The 25,075-nt window shown below is 49.0% G+C and carries 23 protein-coding genes; 13 read left to right on the top strand and 10 right to left on the bottom strand.

The window, feature by feature from the left end; translation table 11 throughout:
* The first annotated feature begins 127 nt into the window (after positions 1 to 127).
* A complete protein-coding gene (locus A0126_RS00995) occupies positions 128 to 685 on the top strand; it encodes a nitroreductase family protein (RefSeq protein ID WP_088836057.1) in 558 nt (185 codons plus the stop codon).
* A gap of 247 nt (positions 686 to 932) precedes the next feature.
* Here the strand turns inward: A0126_RS00995 and A0126_RS00990 are convergent, their stop codons facing one another.
* Genes A0126_RS00990 through A0126_RS00980 form a run of 3 tightly spaced genes read right to left on the bottom strand, consistent with a single transcriptional unit; the run spans position 933 to position 3,905 of the window.
* Complete coding sequence (locus A0126_RS00990) at positions 933 to 2,138, bottom strand: CDP-glycerol glycerophosphotransferase family protein (RefSeq protein ID WP_088836056.1); 1,206 nt, start codon at positions 2,136 to 2,138, stop codon at positions 933 to 935.
* A 31-nt stretch (positions 2,139 to 2,169) separates the two neighbouring features.
* Complete coding sequence (locus A0126_RS00985; RefSeq protein ID WP_029332337.1) at positions 2,170 to 3,195, bottom strand: ribitol-5-phosphate dehydrogenase; 1,026 nt, start codon at positions 3,193 to 3,195, stop codon at positions 2,170 to 2,172.
* Complete coding sequence (locus tag A0126_RS00980) at positions 3,192 to 3,905, bottom strand: IspD/TarI family cytidylyltransferase (RefSeq protein WP_029332336.1); 714 nt, start codon at positions 3,903 to 3,905, stop codon at positions 3,192 to 3,194. The genes A0126_RS00985 and A0126_RS00980 overlap by 4 nt, the downstream gene beginning before the upstream one ends.
* 309 nt (positions 3,906 to 4,214) lie before the next feature.
* On the opposite strand from A0126_RS00980, the gene A0126_RS00975 reads away from it, so the two are divergent.
* The 3 genes from A0126_RS00975 to A0126_RS00965 all read left to right on the top strand — a co-directional run bounded on the left by A0126_RS00975 (position 4,215) and on the right by A0126_RS00965 (position 8,820).
* Positions 4,215 to 5,978, top strand: coding sequence for a CDP-glycerol glycerophosphotransferase family protein (locus tag A0126_RS00975; RefSeq protein WP_239456790.1), 1,764 nt, complete (start codon positions 4,215 to 4,217; stop codon positions 5,976 to 5,978).
* Entirely contained in the window at positions 5,975 to 7,036 is a 1,062-nt protein-coding gene (locus A0126_RS00970; protein ID WP_088836055.1) for an acyltransferase family protein, read from the top strand. Before A0126_RS00975 ends, A0126_RS00970 begins: the two co-directional genes overlap by 4 nt.
* 587 nt (positions 7,037 to 7,623) lie before the next feature.
* Positions 7,624 to 8,820, top strand: a complete 1,197-nt coding sequence (locus A0126_RS00965; RefSeq protein WP_029332333.1) for an MFS transporter — start codon at positions 7,624 to 7,626, stop codon at positions 8,818 to 8,820.
* Between the two features lie 99 nt (positions 8,821 to 8,919).
* On the opposite strand, the gene A0126_RS00960 is transcribed toward A0126_RS00965, so the two are convergent.
* The 3 genes from A0126_RS00960 to A0126_RS00950 form a co-directional block, all read right to left on the bottom strand.
* The gene (locus A0126_RS00960; protein WP_088836054.1) at positions 8,920 to 9,252 is read right to left on the bottom strand and encodes a hypothetical protein; all 333 of its coding nucleotides are present in this window, start codon (positions 9,250 to 9,252) and stop codon (positions 8,920 to 8,922) included.
* 172 nt (positions 9,253 to 9,424) lie between these two features.
* A complete protein-coding gene (locus tag A0126_RS00955) occupies positions 9,425 to 9,877 on the bottom strand; it encodes a DUF4385 domain-containing protein (RefSeq protein ID WP_088836053.1) in 453 nt (150 codons plus the stop codon).
* Between the two features lie 53 nt (positions 9,878 to 9,930).
* The gene (locus tag A0126_RS00950) at positions 9,931 to 10,557 is read right to left on the bottom strand and encodes a TetR/AcrR family transcriptional regulator (RefSeq protein WP_088836052.1); all 627 of its coding nucleotides are present in this window, start codon (positions 10,555 to 10,557) and stop codon (positions 9,931 to 9,933) included.
* 110 nt (positions 10,558 to 10,667) lie between these two features.
* Between A0126_RS00950 and kynU the strand changes: the two genes are divergently transcribed.
* Genes kynU through kynB form a run of 4 tightly spaced genes read left to right on the top strand, consistent with a single transcriptional unit; the run spans position 10,668 to position 14,835 of the window.
* Positions 10,668 to 11,945, top strand: a complete 1,278-nt coding sequence (gene kynU / locus A0126_RS00945) for a kynureninase (RefSeq protein ID WP_088836051.1) — start codon at positions 10,668 to 10,670, stop codon at positions 11,943 to 11,945.
* Between the two features lie 10 nt (positions 11,946 to 11,955).
* Positions 11,956 to 13,338: an amino acid permease gene (locus A0126_RS00940; protein WP_088836050.1), complete on the top strand. Its 1,383-nt coding sequence runs from the start codon at positions 11,956 to 11,958 to the stop codon at positions 13,336 to 13,338.
* A 20-nt stretch (positions 13,339 to 13,358) separates the two neighbouring features.
* Positions 13,359 to 14,198: a tryptophan 2,3-dioxygenase gene (gene kynA / locus A0126_RS00935; RefSeq protein WP_088836049.1), complete on the top strand. Its 840-nt coding sequence runs from the start codon at positions 13,359 to 13,361 to the stop codon at positions 14,196 to 14,198.
* 13 nt (positions 14,199 to 14,211) lie between these two features.
* Positions 14,212 to 14,835 (top strand): arylformamidase, encoded by a 624-nt coding sequence (kynB, locus tag A0126_RS00930; protein ID WP_088836048.1) that lies wholly within the window; start codon positions 14,212 to 14,214, stop codon positions 14,833 to 14,835.
* Positions 14,836 to 15,095: 260 nt separating this feature from the next.
* Here kynB and A0126_RS00925 read toward each other — a convergent pair whose 3' ends face one another.
* A complete protein-coding gene (locus tag A0126_RS00925; protein ID WP_088836047.1) occupies positions 15,096 to 15,743 on the bottom strand; it encodes a cyclase in 648 nt (215 codons plus the stop codon).
* Positions 15,744 to 15,882: 139 nt separating this feature from the next.
* Here A0126_RS00925 and A0126_RS00920 point away from each other — a divergent pair, with 139 nt between their 5' ends.
* A complete protein-coding gene (locus tag A0126_RS00920; protein ID WP_088836046.1) occupies positions 15,883 to 16,386 on the top strand; it encodes a hypothetical protein in 504 nt (167 codons plus the stop codon).
* A gap of 59 nt (positions 16,387 to 16,445) precedes the next feature.
* Here A0126_RS00920 and cydC read toward each other — a convergent pair whose 3' ends face one another.
* Complete coding sequence (gene cydC / locus A0126_RS00915) at positions 16,446 to 18,161, bottom strand: thiol reductant ABC exporter subunit CydC (protein ID WP_088836045.1); 1,716 nt, start codon at positions 18,159 to 18,161, stop codon at positions 16,446 to 16,448.
* Positions 18,158 to 19,888, bottom strand: a complete 1,731-nt coding sequence (cydD, locus tag A0126_RS00910) for a thiol reductant ABC exporter subunit CydD (protein ID WP_088836044.1) — start codon at positions 19,886 to 19,888, stop codon at positions 18,158 to 18,160. The genes cydC and cydD overlap by 4 nt, the downstream gene beginning before the upstream one ends.
* Before the next feature lie 211 nt (positions 19,889 to 20,099).
* On the opposite strand from cydD, the gene A0126_RS00905 reads away from it, so the two are divergent.
* Together A0126_RS00905 and A0126_RS00900 are read left to right on the top strand one after the other, a co-directional pair.
* A complete protein-coding gene (locus A0126_RS00905) occupies positions 20,100 to 20,582 on the top strand; it encodes an Rrf2 family transcriptional regulator (RefSeq protein ID WP_088836043.1) in 483 nt (160 codons plus the stop codon).
* A 14-nt stretch (positions 20,583 to 20,596) separates the two neighbouring features.
* Positions 20,597 to 20,980 (top strand): nuclear transport factor 2 family protein, encoded by a 384-nt coding sequence (locus A0126_RS00900; protein WP_088836042.1) that lies wholly within the window; start codon positions 20,597 to 20,599, stop codon positions 20,978 to 20,980.
* Between the two features lie 51 nt (positions 20,981 to 21,031).
* Here A0126_RS00900 and A0126_RS00895 read toward each other — a convergent pair whose 3' ends face one another.
* On the bottom strand, positions 21,032 to 21,877 hold the full coding sequence (locus tag A0126_RS00895; RefSeq protein WP_088836041.1) for a KPN_02809 family neutral zinc metallopeptidase: 846 nt from the start codon (positions 21,875 to 21,877) through the stop codon (positions 21,032 to 21,034).
* A gap of 208 nt (positions 21,878 to 22,085) precedes the next feature.
* On the opposite strand from A0126_RS00895, the gene A0126_RS00890 reads away from it, so the two are divergent.
* Both A0126_RS00890 and A0126_RS00885 read left to right on the top strand, forming a co-directional pair.
* Positions 22,086 to 23,609, top strand: coding sequence for a methyl-accepting chemotaxis protein (locus A0126_RS00890; RefSeq protein WP_088836040.1), 1,524 nt, complete (start codon positions 22,086 to 22,088; stop codon positions 23,607 to 23,609).
* A 272-nt stretch (positions 23,610 to 23,881) separates the two neighbouring features.
* Entirely contained in the window at positions 23,882 to 24,997 is a 1,116-nt protein-coding gene (locus tag A0126_RS00885) for a glycosyltransferase family 4 protein (protein ID WP_088836039.1), read from the top strand.
* The last annotated feature ends 78 nt before the right edge of the window (positions 24,998 to 25,075 follow it).

The raw sequence follows: 25,075 nt of genomic DNA, 5'->3' as shown, positions 1-25,075 counted from the left end.
CACGTGAAACGAACGATGACTTCCATTGAATTCTAGTCACCGTTCGTTTTATTTTTCGGATTACCATTGACAATGATAATCGTTATCATTTATATTTTAAGAGTACTTAGGTCAGGAGATGATAGTGATGAATGCACGACAACTCATTTTAGAACGACGTTCGGTTCGTTCCTACACCGATCAACCTGTTCCATCCGAAATGATTGAAGAAATCTTAGAAGCAGCAATTTATGCACCGAATCATAAGTTACGCGAACCATGGCGTTTTGTTCTCGCGATTGGTGAAGGACAAGTCCGGTATGTCGAACAATTGATGGAGCTCCTTGAAGCACGTGGTCAATTCGATCAAAAAACGGATGAGCAACGTCTTTCATTTAAAGAAAAAATAAGTGAAGTCCCGGTGTTCTTGACGGTCCTTTATCACGTTCAAGGAACAGACGATCAACAGACAGAAGATTTACTTGCGACTGCTGCGATGATTCAAAACATCCAACTGCTTGCATCGGAACTTGGTTTAGGAAGCTGCTGGAAAAGCGGGAAACATTGGTTTACAGACGAATATGCGACACTCGTCGGTGCCCATGATGAAGAACGTGTCGCCGGTGTCATCCAACTCGGTTGGCCTGCGATGATTCCACCACTAAAAAAACGGACACCTGCCCGCGAAAAGTTAACGCACTTTTAAGGAGTGCGCATCCTGCGAGCTACCCCTGCTCGCACCAATCAAGCCCCATTTATAGAGTCATAAGCGATTATTTTGCAACTTCCTCCCCAAACGAAGTTGATCAAATAATCGCTTTTTCTTCTGCACGCTTCCCTCATTCCTGTCAGAAAACGGATTAAAAAAACCCGGATGATTCTCACTTTTTTTTAAAAGCAGAATCGTCCGGGTTTCTCTATATACTGTGTGATGTCCTTCAAGATGATCGTATTTACACGATTGTCGTTTTTTCAGGTGACACTGCAGGCGACTGCACATGATCTAACAGATGATCCACGATGCGTTTTGTCGCTTGCCCATCTTGATACGTGAAGAATTGACGGGCGAATTCCTCAATCTTCTCTGATTCGAACTGCCCTTGTTTCACCCAAGCGATGACTTCGTTGAACGAGGAAACAATCGGCCCCGGGACAAACGATTCATACGGGAAGTAAAAATCACGTTCTTCCTTATAGGATGTCAAATCATTCACGAGGAAGATGATTGGTTTTTTGAGTAAAGCGAACTCAAAGATGACGGACGAATAATCCGTGACCAAAATGTCTGAAATCTGCATCAAATCATTGATATCCGGATAATCCGTCATATCGATGATTTGGTCCGAAAATTCAGCCGGGACGACAGGACGATTAAGCACGAACGGATGCATCCGTAACAATAAAATATACTCGCTCCCGAGTTCTTGGCGGAACTGTTCGAAATCGAGTTCCTCATCATAATGTGCCGTCGTCTGACCGTTACCCCGGAAAGTCGGAGCAAGAAGAATGATTTTCTTCGAACGCCACTCCGGATGGTCAGCATACAGTTTTTGTTCGACATGTGCTTGGCGCGCCGGATTCAAGAGTTGATCCGTTCGTGGGACACCGAGTGGATGAACACGGGCCGCGTCCATCCCGAATGCTTCAGCATACGGTTCGATACAGGCTGTTCCCGAGACATAGACTTTCGAGTAGTTTCGGTGAATTTGAACCATCTTCAAGTAATCATCGTCCGGTGAATAGGATTTATCGAGCACACTGTAACCGAACTTTTTAAAGGCGCCACATGCATGCCACAGTTGAATGACCTCAGTCCCTTGACGCAGTGACGAGACATAGACCGGATAATAGTAGTCATCGATGATGAAATAGCGGGCAGTCGCGAGTTCATACGTCGCCCGCATCATGTGGAAGACGTATTTAATCTGACCGAAAAGACCTTGTGGGAACCGCTTTAACAGGAACACATAGCTGAATCCAAGATCGCGGCTCTCAAGTTCGTCATAAACGGCACGGAAGTTATCAACGAGCTTGTCTGAACGATATGTCGCAAACACGACTTTTTGCTTGTCAATCGGCAAGCGTCTCGTAAGCCAATACGTCATGACCAGTAAATAATGAACCGTCCGCCGCTGAATTAAACGTATTTTTTGTTTCATGAGTGATCCCTTCTGTTGCACCTACTAATTTTTACATGCACCATTCCATGACGGTTTTTCCGAAACGGTTCGTTAAATCGCTTTCGAACGCTTGATGGATGTCCTCGATTTGACGAATTTGGAATACACCTGCGACTAAGTTCGACAAGTATTCTGGAATATCCGGGTACGTTTGATACAGTTCCATCGTCCGAGCGAAGTCCGTTGGTGTACTGCGACTCGACCCATAGACACGTAATCCTTTTTCGAGAATCATCCGTGTATTGACAGAAACAGGCTCCTCAGATACACCGAGCAATGCCATCGTTCCTTCTGGAATGATATAGTCAATCATTTGATTGATTGCATATTGACTGCCGATGCCGCCTACACACTCAAACCCGTGATTGAAGGCAACACCTTCTGGAATTTGGTCGATATGATACGTCTCATCTGCGAACGAGAAGTAATCGAGCTTCGATTGTGTTTTTCCGAAGACGAGTAATTTCGCTTCCGGATACAGTTTACGTAACAACAGTGCTGTGATGAAACCAAGGTTTCCGTCACCCCAAATTCCGAACGTTTCCCGACGCGCATGTGCGATTTGGTCGAAACGTGTCACGGCGTGTACAGCGACACTGACGAGTTCTGTAAAGGCTGCGACTTCCGGGTTAAGATCTGCCGGTACTTCGACGAGACGATCGGCTTGAATGAAAACATAATCTTGCATGTAGCCATCATAACCGCTTGAACGGAAACGACTTGTCCGCAAGTAGTTTTCGCCGATGATGTCATCCGTCTCAGACGGCGTATTCGGTACCATCGCAACGAGCGTCCCTTTTGCGAATGTTCCTGACGGGTCATGAACGACTTTTCCGATTCCTTCGTGAATCATCGCCATCGGTAATTTTTTCGCGAGTACTTCTGCACTACGGCTTCCTGTGAAGTAACGTTGATCCGCGTGACAGATTGACAAGTAAGTCGGCCGGACGACGACGCGATCAGATTTTAACGACCGCTCATCATACGTCACCTCGATTTGACGAGGTGCAACGAGTTGATAGACTTGGTTAATCATTGGTTAATCCGCTCCTTCAGGATTGCGTTAGCAATACGTAAATCATAAGGTGTCGTGACTTTGATGTTGAAGAGTTCTCCTGTGACGAGTGCGACATCTTCACCTTTGAGCAATAGAATCTTACACGCATCCGTTAAGATGGCACGCTCTTCAGCAGACAAGGCTTCATAATGTGATTTCAGCTTCGTGATTTGGAAGCTTTGTGGTGTTTGTCCTTGATACATCTGGTCACGGACCGGAATGTCTGTGATTGTTTTTCCGTCTGTCGATGCAACGATTGTATCGATGGCTGAAATGACAGTATCACATGCACCATACTCAAGTGCTGTCGAGATATTTTCTTTAATGATCCGGTGTGTCAGGAATGGACGGACCGCATCGTGCGTTACGATAATATCTTCATCTGTGATGCCATTCTTTTCGTCGATCCAGTTGATCGCCGCCATGATGGATTCGTTCCGGTCATTTCCACCAGCCGTGATGACGATGCGCTCATCTTGTCCGATGTATTTTTCTAAGATATCGCGTGTATAGTTAATCCACGCTGTTGGTGTGACGATGATGACACGGTCAAAATCATCGTTCAGTAAGAATTTTTCAACCGTATGGACGAGAATCGGACGTTCCCCAATTGAAAGAAATTGTTTTGGACGATCGACGTTCCCCATGCGTGTTCCTTTTCCCCCAGCTAAAATTGCTGCATAAATCATCTTGTATCGCAGATGTCTCATCCGTCGCGTGACGGCGCTGTCATGAAACAACCTGCTTCCCTCCCTTATCAAAAATCTTTTTTGGTTTCCACCTACCAGCGATGTGGGTATATCTTCGAATAGAGTCGGATAATCGGATCACACTTGACGAAAAAAACAAAAAAAATATACAAAGCACTATTTTTTTTGCTTTGTCACGATATAATGATTGGTGATTTCTAATACAACTATACTATGTTCCTGGTGATTTTAAAAACCTATTACTTTTGTGTAAATACATTGTAATCATTTACGTGAGGAGAGATTGTTTTGACAGAAGAAACACTGATGCCGACTTTACAAGCGAAAGTCGACTATTTAGAGCTTGCCGGTACGACATTCCGCTTTGAGGCACGCTTGTTTGGATTAACTGAATTCTTGCAAGCAGAACAATTACTTTTCGAAAACCCGACAGCACAAGAAGGACAGGAAACAGAACGAGAAGATGACTACATTCAATCGGAAGCACCAGAAGCACCCATTCCGCTTGAACGTGCCATCGTCTTCCGCAATAAACGGAATAAACGGACGTTCATCCTCCGCTTCCCATTTGAAGGGGACTGGACAGAAGAGACCTTTACCGGCTCATTGAACCTCAATCACATCACACCGACGGGACGTCCTTTACCAATGGGCTATTTTGATGCCTTCTTCGCAATCGTCCAGGGCAACTCGATTTTACACGAAGCCCCATTCGGCGACACACGTGCACTGATTCCGGTCATTTACCGTGTCGATACGAAACATAGCAATCTGTTATTGAAACTCGAATATGAACTGGTCGTCCAACATTCTGAGTATAGCAACACCTTAAGCTTCCATTCCCTAAAACGCGGGGAGTCAAAACGTTTCATCCGGATGATTGACCGGTACAACAAATATAAAAAGGATTTCCGCAAACGCGCCTTTAAATTCCGTCGGTTTACGTTTAAAGCCATCTACAACGTCACGAAATGGACGCAGCCGATTGCGGAAGACAAAGTCTTGTTCGCTTCCGACTCACGGAGTGATGTCAGCGGAAACTTCGCCTACATTCTCGACGAAATCGAGCGACGCGATTTGAACCTCGACGTCAAGACATTCTTCAAACCGAATCTTCAATCCCGACGCGACTGGCGTGATAAATTCACATTGCCATATCACCTGGCGACAGCCAAAACAATTCTCGTCGATGATTTCTATCCGATGATCTATCCACTCAAAATCCGTAAAGGAACGGACCTCGTCCAGGTATGGCATGCTGTCGGAGCATTCAAGACGTTCGGTTACAGCCGCCTCGGTAAACCGGGTGGTCCAAGCGCCAACTCGCTCAGTCACCGGAACTATACGAAAGCAATCGTCAGTTCACATAATGTCGCGCGCCACTACGCTGAAGGATTCGGTCTCCGCGAAGATCAAGTCATCGCAACAGGTATTCCGCGGACGGATATGTTCTTCGACCAGGACTACATCGCTGCTGCGAAAGAACGGATTTATGAAGATTATCCAACATTCAAAACGAAAAAAGTCATCATGTTCGCGCCGACCTTCCGCGGTAATGGTGCGAAAAGTGCTTATTACGACTTCGACCAACTTGATTTAGATGCTTTGTACGAAGCGTTCCACGAAGAGTATGTCTTCGTCTTAAAAATGCATCCATTTGTTCGTCGTCGGATGGAAATTCCAGAACTGTACGCTGATTTCTTCATCGATTTGACGGATCACCGTGAAATCAATGAGTTGTTGTTCGTCTCAGACATTTTGATTACGGATTATTCTTCGACGTGTTTCGAATTTTCACTCTTGAACCGACCAATGTTGTTCTTTGCTTATGACTTAGACGACTACATCTCTAAACGCGATTTCTATTATGACTTTGAAGAATTCGTGCCCGGACCAATCGTCAAAAATTCGGATGAATTGATTGAACGGATTAAAAATGAAGACTTTGAAATGGACAACGTCAAAGCGTTCGCTGAGTACTTCTTCGAGCATCAGGACGGGAAATCAAGTGCCCGGTTCGTCGATCAAATCATTCTTGGAGAAAACAAATGACGGTTGCTCCAAAGCCGATTCCCGTGCCGGCTTACGATCACTGGCTCGGGAATTACAAAGTCTTGTTGATTTTCACGGTCGTCTTCGGTCACTTGATCGAGACGTTCCGCAATCTTGACGGCAATGATTCGGTCCAAATCGCTTACAATGTCATCTACTTGTTGCACATGCCGGCCTTCATCTTCATGAGCGGATACTTCTTCAAACAAGTCCGACCAAAACGAATCATTTCGTTTGTCGTTCTCTATTTTATTTGGCAGTCGATTCATGAAGTCTACCTGGCTTATGCGAACGATAAGACGCTCGAAGGACTGATTGACGGATTACTTCATCCGCTCGTCCCAAGCTGGACATTGTGGTACTTGCTCGGCATTATCATTTGGCAAATCGTCACACCGGGATTCCTCATCTTACGCTTCCCGCTCTTGGTCAGTGTCGCTGTTGCGCTTTTAATCAATGCAGACCCGGGTGCGATCACAAACTTCCTGTCGCTCCAAAAGGTGATTAGCTTTTATCCGTTCTTCTTGATGGGATATCTCGTCAAAGAACGCGGATGGTTAGCGAATGACGGCTTCCGCGATCGGTTGACGGGGCCTGCCGGACGACTCGTCGGTCTCGTCGTTTCACTGACGATTGCGATTTTTATGGGCATCTGGACAAAAAACGGTTTTGATACGGCATGGCTCTTTTACCGGGATACATACGGTGAATTTGAGGTCTCTCTCCTTAAGGGAGCGGCGACGCAACTGTTCCTTTATGCAGTCAGTACGGTCATGATTTTCTCCGTCCTCCTGATTGTCCCAAGACGATCTTTCGGTGAACGGTTTGACGAAATCGGGATTCAGACGTTAGCGATTTACTTACTCCATTCGTTCATCGTCCGTCTCTTCCGGGATTCCTTACCACCGGCCATCGCAGAATCACCGTTCCTGTTGATCGGCTTAGGGCTCTTGCTCGCGACAGTTCTTGTCTTTGTCCTGTCGAGTCGCCCGGTCGTCCGGATTTTGCGACCGTTGCTATCGCCGAATGTGAATTGGTTATTCAAGAAAACAAGCTGATGCTTTACCTGATACGTGTAGAAGCAGGTGACTTCATCTAAAACATCCAAAAAGGGATTGTCCATCGATTTTCAGATGGCAATCCCTTCAGACTGTAGACAACGTGCTATCGGGAGGTCAAGCGTCTTTTTTCGTTGCTTTCCTCGGGCGAGGCGCAAGCCGTTGCTCTTTGGTCCTAACGGACAACGAGCAGGGTCTTGCCTGCCTCTGAAAGTGCGTTGAAAACGCACTTTTCCCCCTAGGAGTCAACGAAACGTGACGCTTTTTAGGTAACACCGTGACGGAAAGCCGGACATGCAGACGCTTTAGAGTGCAATCCGTCTCGAGCCGCTTTGAAGACGAGGCGAGACAGGGAAGCGCGAACTGATTGCATCTCGATATCGCATATTCATGCTTCACAAGAGTTTGTTTACACGCTGAAGGGATTGTCCATCGATTTTCAGATGGCAATCCCTTTTTCCGTATCCATTTCAAAATCAATCCGGTCTTTTCAGCCCTCTAAATTGACACAGTCTTTCTCTTGAAACTAAGATGATAAGGATGACACAATAATCGCTTACATAAGCGCGCAGAAAGAAGGGGTCCCCTTGCAAGCGGATCAACGTAAAAAATTAACGGTCTTGATGATCAACATGTTCATCGCCGTCGGGAGCTTCGGGATCATCATTCCGATTCTGCCTGCTTATCTCGCCTCCATCGGACAAGGTGGAACGGCTGCCGGGCTGATGATTGCCATCTTTGCCGGCGCCCAGCTCGTCATGTCTCCCGTTGCCGGAAAATGGGCCGATCAATACGGCCGTCGCAAGATGATCATCTATGGACTGATTGGTCTGACACTGTCGATGTTCGTCTTTTACTTCTCGAACTCGGTCGCAATTCTTTATCTGTCCCGTGCAATCGGTGGTATCGGTGCTGCCTTACTGATTCCGGCAATCTTTGCTTACGTCGCCGATATCACGACGATGGATCAACGGGCGAAAGGAAACAGTTATGTCTCGGCCGCGATGTCGCTTGGAATCGTCATCGGACCGGGAATCGGTGGGTTCCTCGCCGAATATGACTTAAAGTTGCCGCTACTCGTCTCAGCTCTCGTCTCGGGACTCGCCGTCTTGTTCAGCATCTTGTTGCTCAAAGAAAGTGATGTCCATGACGCAACAGCGATGGCACCGGACGAAGGATCGATGCTCAGTAAAATCGGTGCGTCGTTCCAAAAACCGTACTTCGTCCCACTCGTCATTACACTTGTCATGAGTTTTGGTCTGATGGCGTATGAATCCGTCCTTGGTCTCTTCATTGATAACCAATTCGGTGCTTCACCAAAGGATATCGCCGTCATGGTGACATCGACGGGTATCATCAGCGTTATTGCTCAAATCTTTATCGTCGACAAAATCACCCGGAGTCTGGGTGAAGGCAAAGTATTGAATATCTTTTTATTGATTGCGACACTCGGGTTTCTCGTCTCACTCTTCGCCTCGAGTTACGGCGGCTTCTTCGCCGTCACGCTGGTCATCTTCCTCGCGACGTCGATTTTACGACCTGTCTTGAACACGATGATTTCAAAACTCGCCGGGAACGAACAAGGCTTTGCGATGGGGATGAACAATGCCTATATGAGCATCGGAAACGTCCTCGGACCAACACTCGCCGGTCTGCTGTATGACGTCAATATCTTATATCCGTTCATGCTGGGACTTGTCTTCCTCGCCGTGACGTTAGTCGGCTCTGTCGTATGGCAACGCCGCCAGTCCCGGTTGATTGAAAAAATCGAACGTACGTCTTAAGTTTCACCCACTAAAAAAGAGTAGGACGACTCCGGATATATAGCGGAGACCGCCCTACTCTTTGTTTATCGTACGACATCTAAATGAATCGGTCTTTTCTTAACGTTGCAGCTCTTTTCGAAGACGGAATTCGGTCGCAATTAAACGAAGTCCTTTCACACTGACTTCTACCGCAAGCAAGACAAACAAGAAAGCCGTCCATTCTAACCAAAGAACATGATTGAAGAGCAGTCCGCAGAGCAGTGTCGTCAGAAAAACGCGACGCGTCGTAAAAAAGCTCGCTTCCTGTATTTCGCCTACGAAACTAAGTCCCACACTGCTTACGAATAACACGAGCAAAATAGAATACGCAACGGTCTCGATGTAATAATCCGTCACTGCATACATACTCAATCCGAACAGGATTAACACGACTTGCTTCAGCTTTTTCATCCTTTCACACTCCATGATTGATTTGTTTCATAATAACAAATCGTTCCCCTTCAAATCCGTCTTTTTTAGTGCAATATGGAAACTGATTTTTAAGAAAAATCGGAGGAAGCGTCGTCAAAGATACATGCATCGCTGCAAGGTTACTGACGTATTGGATCCTCTTCGATTCATTTTAACCATATGCTTTTTGATGGGCTTTTTTTAACTTCAGGTAGTCTTCATCGGCCCGGATCAAGTCCCACTTCTCTTGAAAGATTTCAGCGGATTTTGCTTTTTCCGGGTCAATGTCCCGTTCGTTCAACTCGCCTTTTTCTTTATCCTTATATTTCCGCCCTCCCGGATAGTTCGCATAACGACGGGCACGTGTGTGTCCCATCTGAATGAACTTCCGTGCCATATCCATCCCGACGAAATCACCCGCCGCTTTATAGGCTAAGTACATTTCATAGATTTTTTCAGAGGACTCCTTTGCAATCTCCGGTGTCTTGAACCGCCAGTGCGGCAGGATTTCACCTTTATACGGTTCGACAAGCAGGACACCTTGCTCCCCCCGTCCGACGCGGTATTTTTCCGGTTCCTTCCGAAAGTCCGTCGTCTCGAAATCGATCTCATAATCAAATGCCACGGTTCCCACATCCCTTTAGTTAATTACAGGACAATTCCCCGCCATGCCTTCACTTAATCTTCTCGATACAATCCATGTGCATACACTTCCGTCAGCGTCCGCGCAATCTCATCAATCGTCGCCGTCGTTTCTGACCGGACGACTTCAAACAAATACATTTCATTTGCGAAAAACCACCCGCGTGCGACGAGTTTCGGATCAAGATCCATCCGGGCAAGCCCTTGCTGCTGGGCATATAAAATGTCTTGGCTGATTTGTTCAATGAACCGTTCCCGAATCTGTTTCCACTTCGTCCGGACGACGTACGATACGCCAATCGCTTGCTCGACGATCCGCAGCATCGCCCGCTCCTCATCCGCTAACCGAAGAAAGGCCGTCGCCTGTTCCAAAATCTGCTGTTTTGCGTCCGCACGCGAACGCGGCTCAAACACTTGCTCGGCAATTTTGTAAAACCGGTCCATGACGTCTTCCATCAGGACGATCAACAATTCATCCTTCCCTTCAAAATGAACGTATGCCGTTCCGTAACCGACACCTGCTTGTTTGATGATTTGTGAGATGGTTGCCGTTTGAAAGTCTTGCGATAAAAAGACGTCACGTGCTGCAACGAGCAGCTTTTCACGTGTTCGCACCGTCCGTAGATGACGTTTGTCGACTTTCGCCTGTCCTGGTTCCTTCATCCTCACACCACTCCTTTTGATTCGTTATTCGATAATATTGACACAGTGTCAATTTGTTTGCTACGCTTTTGTCAAAATTGATTGAGGATTCAGTTCGAGGAGGAACCGAGATGACACTTACCGCAAACCGTGAAGATGCAGTCCGCATGGATCAGCAAGACCAACTTGCACCGTACCGTAATGAATTTTATCTCCGTGAAGGGTCGATTTATATGGATGGCAACTCGCTTGGTCTCTTATCCAAACGTGCCGAACAGACATTGCTTGAGTCGCTGGCCGATTGGCGCGAACTCGGAATTGACGGCTGGATGCAAGGACGCCATCCTTGGTTCGAATTGTCGGAAAAACTCGCTGCCTTAAACGCCCCACTCGTCGGCGGGCGGGCAAACGAAGTCATGGTGACAGGCTCGACGACCGTCAACCTGCATCAACTCGTCTCGACGTTCTTTGCGCCGAGCGGACAACGGACAAAAATTTTAGCAGACAGTCTGACGTTCCCGTCAGACATTTATGCACTGCAAAGCCAGCTTCGCTTACGTGGACTCGACCCAGCCGAGCACCTTGTCCAAGTCGAGAGTCGTGACGGACGTTTCCTTGACGAAGAGGATTTAATTGCTGCAATGACAGATGACATCGCCTTGATCGTCCTCCCGACCGTTTTATACCGGAGCGGGCAAGTCCTCGACATGGAGCGCTTGACGAAGGCCGCCCATGACCGGGGAATCCTGATCGGTTTTGACGGCTGTCACTCCGTCGGTGCCGTCCCCCATGCGTTTCACGACTGGGGCGTCGACTTTGCGTACTGGTGCAACTATAAACATTTAAATGGTGGACCGGGAACCGTCGGTGGTCTATTCGTCCATGAGCGGCACTTCGGGACACTCCCCGGTTTAACCGGGTGGTTCGGTTCGCGCAAGGACAAACAATTCGACATGGATCACACATTGACGCCGGCAGAAGATGCGGGTGCCTTCCAGATTGGAACACCACATGTCTTAAGTCTTGCGCCGCAAATCGGTGCCCTCGAACTGTTCGCAGAAGTCGGAATCGGTGCCGTCCGGGAAAAATCGCTCGCCTTGACGGATTATATGATGCGCCTGGTCGATGAAGAACTTGCGCCTTACGGCTTCTTTATCGGAAGTCCTCGCGATCATAAGCAGCGTGGTGCACACTTGAGCCTCGAACATCCGGAAGCGGCGCGGATCTGTAAAACGTTAAAAGCCCATCACATCATTCCCGACTTCCGTGCACCGAACATCGTTCGCCTCGCACCGGTCGCATTGTACAATACGTTTAGCGATGTCTACGACGTCGTTGCGACACTGAAGACCATTATGGAAGAGAAGGAATACGCGCAATTCGCAAATGAACGCGAAGTCGTCGCGTAAGGAGGTCATCATGAAAGAACACCCTACTGAACTACGACGTGACTTAAAAACACGTCAACTGACGATGATAGCGATGGGGTCTGCCATCGGGACGGGACTATTTCTCGGAAGCGGTCTCGCGATCAGTCTCGCCGGACCAAGCGTGCTGATCAGTTATGCGATCGGCGCCTTCATCGTCTTATTACTGATGGGCTGCCTCGCCGAAATGACGGTCGCTCATCCGACTTCCGGTGCGTTCGGAACAATTGCCGAACGCTATATCAGTCCCTACGCCGGCTTTCTCGTCCGCTATTCGTACTGGGTCGCGAACGTTCTCGCCATCGGGGTCGAGGTCAGTGCGATTGCAATTTACATGAAATACTGGTTCCCGGACGTTCCCGGTTACTTATGGATTTTATTGTTTGCCGGTGCACTCATTTATATCAATGCTACGACGGTCCATACGTTTGCGACGTTTGAATACTGGTTCTCCGTCATCAAAATCAGTGCCATTCTCATGTTCATCGTTCTTGGTGCGTACTTGATCATCGGTAGTCCGGCACCGGAAATCGGCCCGCAAAACTTCACGAATGATGGCGGATTCATGCCGTTCGGAATTTCCGGTCTGTGGGTCGCCGTCTTTATCTCGCTCTTTAGTTTTATCGGAACAGAATTAATCGCGGTCACGGCGGGTGAAGCAAAGGACCCGGACGTTGCCGTGCCGAAAGCATTAAAAGCGACGGTCTTCCGTCTCTCGACGTTTTATGTTCTGACGATCGCCGTCATGTTGATGATCGTCCCGTGGCAACAGGCCGGTGGGATTGATCAAAGTCCGTTCGTCAAAGTGATGGAGCTTCTGTCGATTCCGTATGCAGGCGGCATCATGAACTTCATCATCCTGACAGCTGCCTTGTCAGCGATGAACAGTCAACTGTATGCCTCGACGCGGATGATGTACTCGCTCTCGAAAGCGACCTACGCCCCGCGGATCTTCAGTCGTCTGAACGCAAAAGGTGTTCCGCTGTTCGCACTCGGAATCTCGACACTCGGTATCTTCTTAGCTGCCGTCATCAGCAGCCAATCGAGCGTCTCCTACCCGTTCATGATGGGGATTTCGATGTTCGGTGCGATTTTCACCTGGTTCATGATTTTTATTTCCCACCTCTACTTCCGCAAAGCCTGGCAACGGGACGGCGGGCGGAAACTACCTGTCCGGATGATGGGGTATCCGTATTTGACGGCGCTCGGCGCCATCTTGTTAGTCGCGCTCGTCATCACGACATGGTTCACGGACTTCCAAATTGTCCTGAAGTTCGGAATCCCATGGTTGATTTTCTTGACGATTGCCTACGCGTTTTGGAAACGAAATCATCCACCGCAAGCAGATCAACAGAAACGTTCACAATCACTTTAACGTAAAGGGGATCGATTGGAATGGAACAGACCGGTCACAATGGAATCGAATCAACGATTCAAACGGATTTCAAGAAAGACATGTCGTACGGGGATTATTTACAGCTTGATCCACTACTCAGCAGCCAACACCGCTTATCGGATCATCATGATGAAATGCTGTTCATCATCATCCACCAGACAAGCGAGCTTTGGATGAAGTTGATTTTGCATGAGATGACGGCTGCGACAAAGGCAATTGCGGACGATCAGCTTGAACGTTCGTTTAAGATGCTCGCGCGTGTCTCAAAGATTCAGCAACAATTGATTCAGTCCTGGTCCGTCCTCTCGACGTTGACACCGGCAGAGTACCTCGAGTTCCGGGATTCGCTCGGGCACTCGTCCGGTTTCCAGTCCTATCAAAACCGGCAAATCGAATTTGCACTCGGCTTTAAAAACGCGCAGATGTTGCGTGTTTATGAACATGAAACAGAATTATTCGCTCAGCTGAACAATGATTTAAAAACGCCCAGCATCTACGATGAGACCGTCCGCGCGATGGCACGACGCGGTCTCGCGATTGATTCTGCAATCCTTGAACGCGATGTCACACAGGACTGGGAAGCTGATGCCAGTGTCGAAGCAGCCTGGGGGGAAATTTACCGTGACGTCGCACAATACTGGGACCTGTACGAACTCGGTGAGAAGTTACTCGATATCGGCAGCCAACAACAAATGTGGCGCTTTAATCACATGAGTACGGTCGAACGGATCATCGGACAAAAACCGGGTACGGGCGGCTCGTCCGGCGTCAGTTATCTCCGGCGTGTCCTTGACCACCGGTTCTTCCCGGAACTCTGGTCCGTCCGTACAAAATTATGAGGGGGAATTCCTGATGAACCGCTGGATTGATGTTTCACAACCACTGTCCTCGTCCGTGACGACATGGCCGGGAGATACGAAGTTCGACTATACGATCAGTTGGAGTAAGGCTGACACCGGATCCGTCAACGTCGGTAAGGTCACGATGAGCTTACACACGGGCACACATATCGATGCGCCGTTCCACTTTGACGATGCAGGCAAAAAAGTCATCGAACTCGACCCCGATCTTTACATCGGTCATGCACGGGTCATCTACTTACCCGGTCGGACGGAACTCGTCGCAAGTGACCTCGACGGATTCGATTTGACGGATGTCCGCCGTCTCATCATCAAGACGGACGGCTGGGTCGATAAATCGGTTTTTCCTGAGTCGATTCCCGTCCTGACACCCAGTCTCGCCGAGCGACTCGGTACTCTCGGCGTCGAACTGATCGGTCTCGATCTTCCGTCCGTCGATGCGATCGACAGTAAGGAGATGGCTGCCCATCATGCCCTTGCGACACATAGTGTGCATATTTTAGAAGGCCTTGTCCTCGATAAAATCGCACCTGGGGACTATCACCTGAACGCGGTCCCGCTCCCGCTCGTCGATGGTGACGGCAGTCCGGTCCGTGCGTTATTACGTCCGTATTGAACAGAAAAAAGAACGTTCTCGTTTTTTCGAGGACGTTCTTTTTTGACTGTAATGAAGTAACTTTCGGACAAACGTTTCACTTTTCGTGACTCCTACGGGGAAAAGCGCACGATTTTTGCGCTGTCAGAGGCAGGCAAGACCCTGCTACTTGGTTCGTTAGAACCAGGTAGCAACGGCTTGCGCCTCGCCCGAGGAAAGCACGAGAAGGAAGACACGTTTGTCAGTCACTCACTTCGCCTAGAAACGATAGACAACACCGTTCAACGAATTACCGTCACGGGAAAGAGTGTTTCTTCAATCCGTTTCGTCACATGCGCAACCGTCGCAAGCGACTGATCGACTTGAAAACCGATATCTAACGAATGATTCGCTCCAGGAATCAGCTCAACCGTTAAGTGACTGGCCCGGCACCGTTCGAGTGCCGACGTTTCATAAAACCGGTCCGTATCACCGATGACGAGTAATCCCCGTTGCCGGCTTGCCGCAATTCCTTCCGCGATGAAAGGTACGGTCAAAAGCGGCGTCAGTAAAATGACTGTCGCTTCCGAAAAAACCGGTCGTTGCATTAACGTGACGAGCGGACCTGTCCCAAGGGATTTCGCGATGAACTGGTGCGTCAGATAGGTTTTTTCTTGTAAGACTTTCGCGATGACGGCATCGATCCGGCGAAGGATTTCGTCGTCCGCTTCCTCGTCCGGCAACGCATAGATGTCGTCCGACATATAGTGAATCTCAATGATATTGACATCATGATTCAGCAACATCATCCGACTATAGTAAAAGTAAGGATGATCGTAAACATAACTTGCGCCTGACAACAAAAAACAGACCTGTGACGACTCGGAGTAGTAATGCGTATATGAAACTAGTTGCTTCCCGACTGCGATTGTTTCGTGACGGATATCCATCGAACTCCCCCTTTTTAATTTTCCTTACTTTACCATCGATACATCTAAAATTCCATTTCCATTCTGTAGGAAAACGGTCACCTGGCACTGACGATTCTTTTGTACACTGAATCCATCACATATCCTCTGGAGGTGCAGAATGGATTCAAAACGAAATGATGGGGTGATTGCTGTCGGTCTCCTGTGCGTCGAAGCCGGTCTTTTTGGTTTCGGTCATGCGATGTCCGTTTCACCTGAAGTCAGTTCCGGTAACGGCAATCCGGCCATTTTATTGGCAATGCTGTTAATCTTCTTATTCGTCACCAGCGTCCGTTCCGTCATCCGTTTCCTGCACCGTCTTCAAGTCCGTCCACCCGGATTGACGATTTTGCTGCTGCTCAGCGGGAGTTCCGTGCTGTTCGGTTCAATCTATCAAATCCATCACTACCGGACGTACCGGGCTGACTTGATTGATCATTTGATGCATCGCGAAGGAGCGACACGTGATTTAGAATACATTCGCTCGATCACATCCGTCTTCGACATCCACATGAATGATCAGACTTTCAATAGTACGACTTTTTTCATCTTCACTTGTGCCATCCTCCTCGTCAGTAGCTCGTTCCTGCTCCTCCATCACTGGTGGCTCAACGTACCCCGTTAAACCACACGAAAAAACAGGATCCGCTGGCGCCGTTCGTGGCACAAGTGGACCCTGTTTGTTTAACGTGCGATTTGATCCGGCGTAAAGACGGATTGTTCGACTTGTTTTAATGCGTAGAAGGCACCTTGTCGGTTCATCAACTCATCATATGTTCCGACTTCGATGACTTGTCCCTGTTCCATGACGACGATTTGATCCATCTGTTCAAGGCCTGCGAGACGATGGCTGACGAGTAGCACGGTTGCGTCTGTCGCACGTGCGAACAGTTGACGTAAAATCATCTGTTCCGTCAAGGCATCGACGGACGATGTCGGTTCATCCAGCAAGTAAAGCGGTGCTTCGCGTAAGAAAATCCGGGCAATCGCGAGGCGTTGTTTTTCGCCTCCCGATAGATTTTCTCCTTTCTCGAGCACCTTGTCAGCCAGACTAAACGTCAAATCAACCTGCCGCAACGCCAATTCCATCGCTTCATCCGTCGCTTCCTCATGTGCGAGCTGCAAGTTTTCACGAATCGTTCCGTAAAAGAAATGATTCTGTTGCAAAACGACATTCGTCTGTCGCCACAAGGCTTCCGGATCGATTCCTTCTCCGCGGACACCAGCAATCGTGATTCCGTCTACCGGATACATTCGGAGCAACAGTTGGAGCAAGGTCGATTTTCCGGAGCCACTCGCGCCGACGATCGCCGTCTTCGAGCCACGAGGGAATGTCACGCTGACGTTACGGAGGACGGGCCGGACTTCACCCGGAAATGAAAACGTGACGTCCGTTGCCGTAAGCGTCGGGGCAGCGTCCAGTTCAAACGGAGGATATGTCGGCATGACTTCGTCCGTTACGACGTCATCGAGCCGCCGTGCAGCATGGCGGCTATCTTCGAAGAAGCCGGGTAAAATCGCCATCGGTGCCGCACTTTCGAATACCGTCAGTGATGTCATGACGAGCAACGCAAGGAACACACCATCGAGTTGACCATCCGCGACGAGGTAAGCGCCCAGTCCGAGGACGAGCCATGAGATGACTAATGTCGCCAGTGTATTGAGCGCCAGGTTCGAGACGGCATGCAGTCCGTTTCGCCGTTCTTCTGCAACATAGCGGGCTGCGACTTCGTTCAGTTCCGTCTCTTTGTTCGCGAGTTGCTGATAGATTTTTAAGTCACGGTAGCCTTGGAACAACTCTGTCACTTCCGTCGACAGTTCCCCGCGCCGCGCGCGAACGGTCCGCGCGAAACGCTGTTCCCGGTAAGCGAACCAGCCCGGGATGATGAATCCCGTCAATAACAGTCCGAACACGAGGACGAGCGCGACGCTCAGTGAGAAGAAGCTGACAAAAAAGATCGTACACAGAAAGACGAGGACGAGGATGATCGGCGGATAGACGACACGTAAAAACGTGTTCTGCAGACTCTCGACATCGCCGACGATTCGCGCGAGTAAGTCACCGCTCCGGTACTTCGCGAAGATTCCCGGCGCAAGCGGTTCGAGCCGTTTGTAAAACGTCGTCCGTAAATCACTCAAAATCGTAAACGTTGCCCGGTGCGAGTAATAACGCTCCGCATACCGACTGACGGCACGCGTCAGGCTTGATATTTTTTGCAAGGCAATCAGTACAGCGAGTGTTTGAATCGGTGGCAACAGTGCCGCCTTCGAAATCAGGAAGCCGCTTGCCGCAAACAGACCCACCGCCGTGACGCCGGCAAGAACACCAAAGACAATCGAGAGGACGATATCCCGTTTCTGGTGCAGCATCAATCGAAAAATACCCATCAATTCCTTCATCGTGTTTCCTCCCCTCGTTGGACGGCACGCATCCGTGCATACTCTGAATCCCGTGCGAGTAACGCCTCATGTGTGCCTTGGTCGACGATCCGGCCGGCCTCTAAAATGACGATGTTGTCCGACTGTTCGATCGTATGCAGACGGTGTGCGACCGTGATGACGGTCGCCGTCCGTCCGAGTTCCTGGATTGCCTGCTGTAACAGGTGTTCCGTCTTGACGTCGAGTCCCGTCGTCGGTTCATCGAACAGGATGACGTTCGGCCGTTTCAAGAAGGCACGGGCGAGTGCGACCCGTTGTTTTTCGCCACCCGATAGACCGCGCCCCCCTTCACCGATTCCGGTGTCGAGCCCGTCCGGTAAACTCGCAATCAGTTCCCCGAGTCCTGCGGCAGCCGCCGCACGCTCGATGTCTGTCCGCGTCGCCTCCCGTAATTCACCGATGGCGATGTTGTCGGCGAGTGTCCCCGCATACAGGTAAGGATGCTGCGAGATATAGCTGAGCTGTCCGAACCAGCTCGTTTCCGTGATTTGTGCGCGTGGCTGACCATTCAGGAGCACTTCGCCGTTCTTTGGATCGGCCAGTCCCGCGAGTAACTGCAGGACGGTCGACTTCCCGGCACCACTTCGTCCGATCAAGGCGACTTTTTGGTACGGTTCGATGCGCAGCGTGACGTCGGTCAGTGCAAACCGCTCGTCCTGATACGTAAAGTCCACGTTTTTTAATTCAATCCGCGGTGGTGTCGCGGACTTTAATTCAACCGTTCCGAACGTTACGCCCCGGTCGTCTTGCGTCAGTTCAGACGCAATCTGTTTCGCCGCCGCAACACTGCCCCGTCCGGTATGGAATGCTGCCCCCATCTCTTTTAAGGCCAAATAATACTCCGGTGCAAGCACGAGCATCAGGAAGGCCGGAACAAAGGTGATGCTTTGGAATAAAATCAACCGCAAGCTGACCTCAAGCGCAATCATCCCCATGCTGAGCATCGAGATGAACTCAAGCATCAACGACGACAAGAAGGCGAGCTTCAGCACGGTCAGCGTCGCATCGCGGAAGTCGAGACTACTCCGTTCGATGACGTCCTGCTGTGCTTTCGCGCGACCAAACAACTTTAACGTCGTGATGCCTTGCAGCGTATCGAGGAAGGTTCCGGAGAACGCCGTCATCTTCTCGAGCTGCGTATCGGCACGTTTTTGCGTCATGATTCCGATGACGATGTAGAACAGTGGAATGAATGGTGCCGTGATCATCATGACGAGTCCCGTAATCCAGTCATAACTGAATGCTGCGATCAGCACCATCAAGGGAACGATCGACGTCTGGATGACTTTCGGCAAGTATTGGCTGTAATAGCTGTCCATCTCATCGACCGCGTCAAGCAACACACTGACCTTTTGTCCCGACTGTCCTTGCGACATCACTTCGACGGAACTCATCGTATACTTCGCGACGAGCGCCTGGCGAATGTCTTGTTTGACACGTGCCGCGAGAACCGTCCCGAGCCGCCCGTTCCAGTACGTGACAGCGACCCGTAACATCAGCATGAGCAGTAAGATACCGAGTAGCGGAACAATTGCCGCAAAGGCGTCCCCTTGGAGAAAAATGCGGTCGACGATGATGACGATCAAGTACGATTGACCGATGACCGCAATCCCCATCAGGACAGCCGCCAGCATCAATTGCAACATGATCGTACGTGGAATCGAGATGATTCCTTTAAGTGGATTCATATAAAAACGCCCCTTCACAAATTGTGAACGACTTTTAGTGAATATTTTCACATATCGTACATTCAGTATACCGAATCCTTCGTTTAGTTGCCATGAGAATGCCGCTCCAAAGGTGTGACGGTTTTGTGAGAAGCGTTTTACTCGACAAAATTGCTAACGTCCACTATTATAGACAATAGTTATCTACGTTATACAGAAAGGGCGAATTACCATGCAAATGAAAACCGGAGTCGAACAATCCGTCTACGCGATGCTGTTACTGACCTTTTTGCCGGAGAAAGGACTTTTACCCGGTGAGTTCATCAGTCAGCAGCTCGGCGCTTCACCGACGTACTTTCAAAAACTATTGCGTAAACTCGTCAGTGCCGACCTCCTTCTGTCTGTCCCGGGGGTCAAAGGCGGTTTCCGACTGAATCAACCTTCCGATCGGATTCGTATCTTTGACGTCTACGAAGCCATCGAAGGAAAACAATCCCTTTATGCTTCAAGTGGTGTCTTTGAAGACTTGATGGGCATCAAAGAACAGAACGTCCGCCTCTTATCTAACTTGATGACGGAAGCGGAAGATGCTTGGCAATCGACCTTAAAACGTGAAACGATTGGATCGCTCCGACAGGAAATCGACAGGAACTGTCCCCCTGACCACTTAACGACATTGCAAGCCTTGATTGAACAACAAATGATTCGCAACTAAAAGGAGACTTACGCATGACTACACTTGACCGCTACTTTGAGTTATTTGACGCTTCCCGGACCGATGAACAGGCTTTTAGTGACCTCTCTTCCCTCTTTTCGGACGACATCACGTTCGTCTTGAGTGGACAGGAACAACATGGCATCGACGCCTGGAAAAAATTCGTCCGCCTGGTCTTCACTGCCAACCAGGACATCAAGCACATGTATGAAGCCTGGCTCCCGTCAGCAGATGGCGATACATTCGAGACACGCTGGGCCGTCTGCGGCAAGCGGGCTGACGGAGCGGTCTTCACGCAGGACGGGACGGATATCGCCCGCCTTGATGCAGACGGAAAAATCGTCTACCTCGCCAATGTGCCGGATGATGCGAAGATGTTTAACAATTACAACGACTAACCCAAAGAGACCGTTCCCCACTCGGAACGGTCTCTTTTTGAAGTCATCCGCTTATAAGTTTGCTGCTTCGAACGTGTCGCCGCCTTCAATCGTTCCGTTATCAAAACCTTTTTGGAACCAGCTTTTCCGTTGTTTCGATGTCCCGTGCGTAAAGCTTTCCGGCACGACGTATCCTTGACCTTTTTTCTGAAGGGTATCGTCACCGACGGCATTTGCAGCACCAAGCGCTTCTTCAAGGTCGCCTTCTTCCAACAAGTTCTCCCCTTGCGCGTGATGTGCCCACACGCCGGCATAATAATCTGCCTGCAGTTCGAACCGGACGAGGTATTTATTGAATTTCTCTTCGCTCATCTTTTGACGGAGCGGCATGATCTCATCTGACGTCCCGAGTAACGTCTGGACGTGATGACCGACTTCATGGGCAATGACGTAAGCCATCGCAAAGTCGCCAGGCGCCCCGTACTTAGTTTGTAATTCATCATAAAAACTTAAATCAATGTATAATTTCTGATCGCCTGGACAATAAAAAGGACCGACCGATTTTCCGGCTTGTCCACACGCTGAACTGACTTGGTCGGTATAAAGGACAAGTGTCGGTTCTTTGTATGTCATCCCGTCATGTTTAAACTCCTTCGTCCAGACACGTTCCGTATCGGCGAGCACGACCGAGACAAAATCGGCGGCTTCTTTTTCTTTCGCTGTTTCTTGATAGCCTGAGTTCGTCCCGCTCTCTGAACCGGATAAATCCCCAAGCAAATCAGCAGGATTCCCACCCATCAACGTCACGACGATCAAGATGATGATGCCAAGTCCACCTCCGATTCCCGCGATTCCTTTCCCACCCATTCCCCGGCGGTCTTCTACGTTTGAACTTCGTTCTCTTCCCTTCCACTTCATGCGGCTTCCTCCTACCAATTTCGATGTTTTTATATACCCGTTCAGGCATTTATTCATGCCACGTTCTTTTAGAAAAATAATGGATGTGCATCTAACTTTTTTTCCAGTCAACAAACACATGCGTGCAACCGATAGTCTTGATACGTCTACCAAAACAGGACTTTGTCTTTGTTTTAGTTTCAACTAGAAATCGGAGGAATTTTATTTTATGAAACGTCATCAACTCATGCTCAGCATCACGTCTCTTATCGTCGTTTTATCTTTAATCGTCCATGGACTCCACCGCTTCACAACGTTTGGAGAAGGCTACTCCCTTTTACAGGGAAAAGGACCAGCCGCGTCGCTCGCTATGTTAACGGTCGTCGCGCTGATTCCTATCTTTTTTCTCTTCGCAGCTGTTATCCTGTACCGCCTTAATCCGCAGAGTAAACAGGTCGCCATCCTCTTGACACTGACGCTGACATTCGCAAGCATGTCAATCATCGCCGGTGGAGAGGGTCTCGTCGAATATCACTTCTCGATTTTCATGGTTCTGGCATTGATTGCCTATTTCCGGCGAATCGATTTAATTCTAATCAGCACGGTATTATTTGCGATTCAGCATCTTGCCGGATTCTTTTTTGCACCGACGCTACTGTGCGGAACGACCGGGTATCCGTTTAGTTTGTTGCTGATTCATGCAGTGTTCTTAGTTTTAACGAGCAGTGCCCTGATCATTCAAGTATTCGTTCAAAATCGTGAACGTCACGCGGCGCACGCACGGGAAACGGAAGCAAACACGTTAATCACGAACGTCAGTCAACAAATCGAAGCACTGGTCGGTCATTTAAAAACGAATACGACACACTTGAAGCAAGCTGCTGCAAACTCAGTTGTCGTCACAGATCAGATTGCTACTGCCATCGAACCGATCGTCGACTCTGCCGACGGTCAATATCAATCGATGCAACATGGAACGAATCAGTTACAGCAAGTCAATCAAGCAATCGCGACGATTCAAACACAGATGGCGACGACGGCAGACACAGCCGTCCACATGATAGCCACCGCACGTGAAGGAAATGAAGAGATGCAGTCGATGGAACGCCGGGTCGAAGCAATGGTCGAAGCGACGAACCGCTTAAACGATTCCGTCGAGACGATGACAGGACGCTCCGATCAAATCCAGACGATTCTCGCGAGTCTTGAAGCAATTGCCGGGCAAACGAACTTACTTGCACTCAATGCAGCGATTGAAGCTGCGCGCGCCGGTGAAGCGGGACGCGGCTTCGCCGTCGTTGCGACCGAAGTCGGGCATCTCGCCGTCCAGTCACGAAGCTATGCCAATGAAGTGACGGAAGTGTTAGAGGCTCTTGTCGAAGACACAAACCAAATCAAGGCGACGGCCCGAGCGTATGCCGAGACGTTGACGGAAAACCGTCAGATGACGAAACGCGTCGGTCAGACCTTCGCTGATATTACAGGAATGATTCAAGATGTCGAACAGCATATTCGCTCGATTCAAACAGCACGCCAAGGTGTCGGTACGCAAATGCTTGAAATCGGTGAACGCATGGATACGACACGTGTCGCCTCGCTCGAGGTACGGCGCGGGATCGAATCTACAGCTGCAGGACTCGAAGAACAGGCTGGTGTCCAACACGAATTTGAAACGATGACCGATTCACTCAATCAAATGACCGATTCGCTCGAACAACTCGTCGATAAATTAACGAATCATGTTAAATCCTAAAAAGCAGGTCCCTTCGTTAACGGGGACCTGCTTTTTAAAATTAAATGAAACCCTTCTAGGAATCTGCGATCCCTACCTCGAATAACTAATTAAGACTGACAGTATTAAAGAAAAATCCCTGATATTATACTGCAGAGTCTTGCGGTGAGAAAATGGACTTCAGATGACGTTGTCAGCTCTCACCTCCCTTTAAATAGCGAGGCGGTAGCTTACTCGCCCTTTCGAGACCCTCTTTTTGAATGGACCTACTACACGTATAGGAGGACATGATAATGAAACCACACCTCTTATTTTTGTCTTGGCGTGATATTAAACATCCGAAAGCAGGCAGTGCTGAAGTTTTCATTCACGAAGTATTGAAACGGGTTGCCGAAGATTATCGCCTTACCCACATCTCACCTGGCTTTGATGGTGGTCACGACGTTGAATTTCTTGATGGTGTCACCTATATCCGACGCGGAACAAACGCAACGGTCCTTCTGTATGCTTTTCACTATTACCAGATACATGCATCGACAATTGATCTCGTTGTCGATCAAGTCAATACCCATCACTTTTTCACTCCGCTTTATGTACCACGAGAAAAACGTGCCCTATTCATTTATCGACTAACACGTGAAATTTGGAAGATCAACGTCAACCAACCGTATGCCTGGTTAGGAGAACGGACGGAAACGCCCCGCCTCCGCCTCTACCGGAACGATTTGGCGGTGACTGTCAGCAAATCGACCACTGACGATTTAATCGATGTCGGATTCGCTCCAAAACGAATTACGATTTTACCGGCAGGAATCAATTTCACCCCATGGCCAGAGATAGACTGGAAAAATAAAGAAGAAAAACCGACTTTTCTTTACATTGGTCGTATGTCCGCCTATAAAGGAATCAACGATGCGATTAAAGCGTTCGTCATATTCAAACAGGAGTTTCCGGAAGCCCGTTTTTGGGTGATTGGTGAAAAAGATGAGACCTACATTGAAGAGCAACTAAATCCTCTTCTTCCGGAAGAAATGCGTCAAGATATTACCTATTTCGGCTTCGTCAGTCATGAAGAGAAACTTGAGCGAATGAGCCGGGCGACCGCTTTATTATTTCCATCAAAGCGCGAAGGCTGGGGGTTGGCAGTCAGTGAAGCTGCTGCTGTCGGGACGCCATCCATCGTCTATCATGCTCCCGGTCTTCAAGATGCTGTACAGTATGGATTAGCTGGATATATGACAACGTTCCAGACTCCAGGCGCATTAGCCATTGAAATGCGATCATGCATTCGGGATACAGAACAGTATGATACGATTCGTTACGCCTCTTACCTTTTCGCAAAAACACGCCACTGGGACTATACCGGATCCCGTTTTCGGGAATGGATACAGAAAACGTTGACTCGGTGACTAATGGTTTCTTAAAAGACCATTAGTCTATAAGTGAATTATGTGTTTTCCACTTTTCAACTCAGAACATGTCTCAAT

It is taken from the genome of Exiguobacterium sp. N4-1P, from assembly GCF_002214325.1.
Note: the sequence above shows the minus strand (reverse complement) of the source record. Positions and strands in the feature narration are given on the sequence as shown.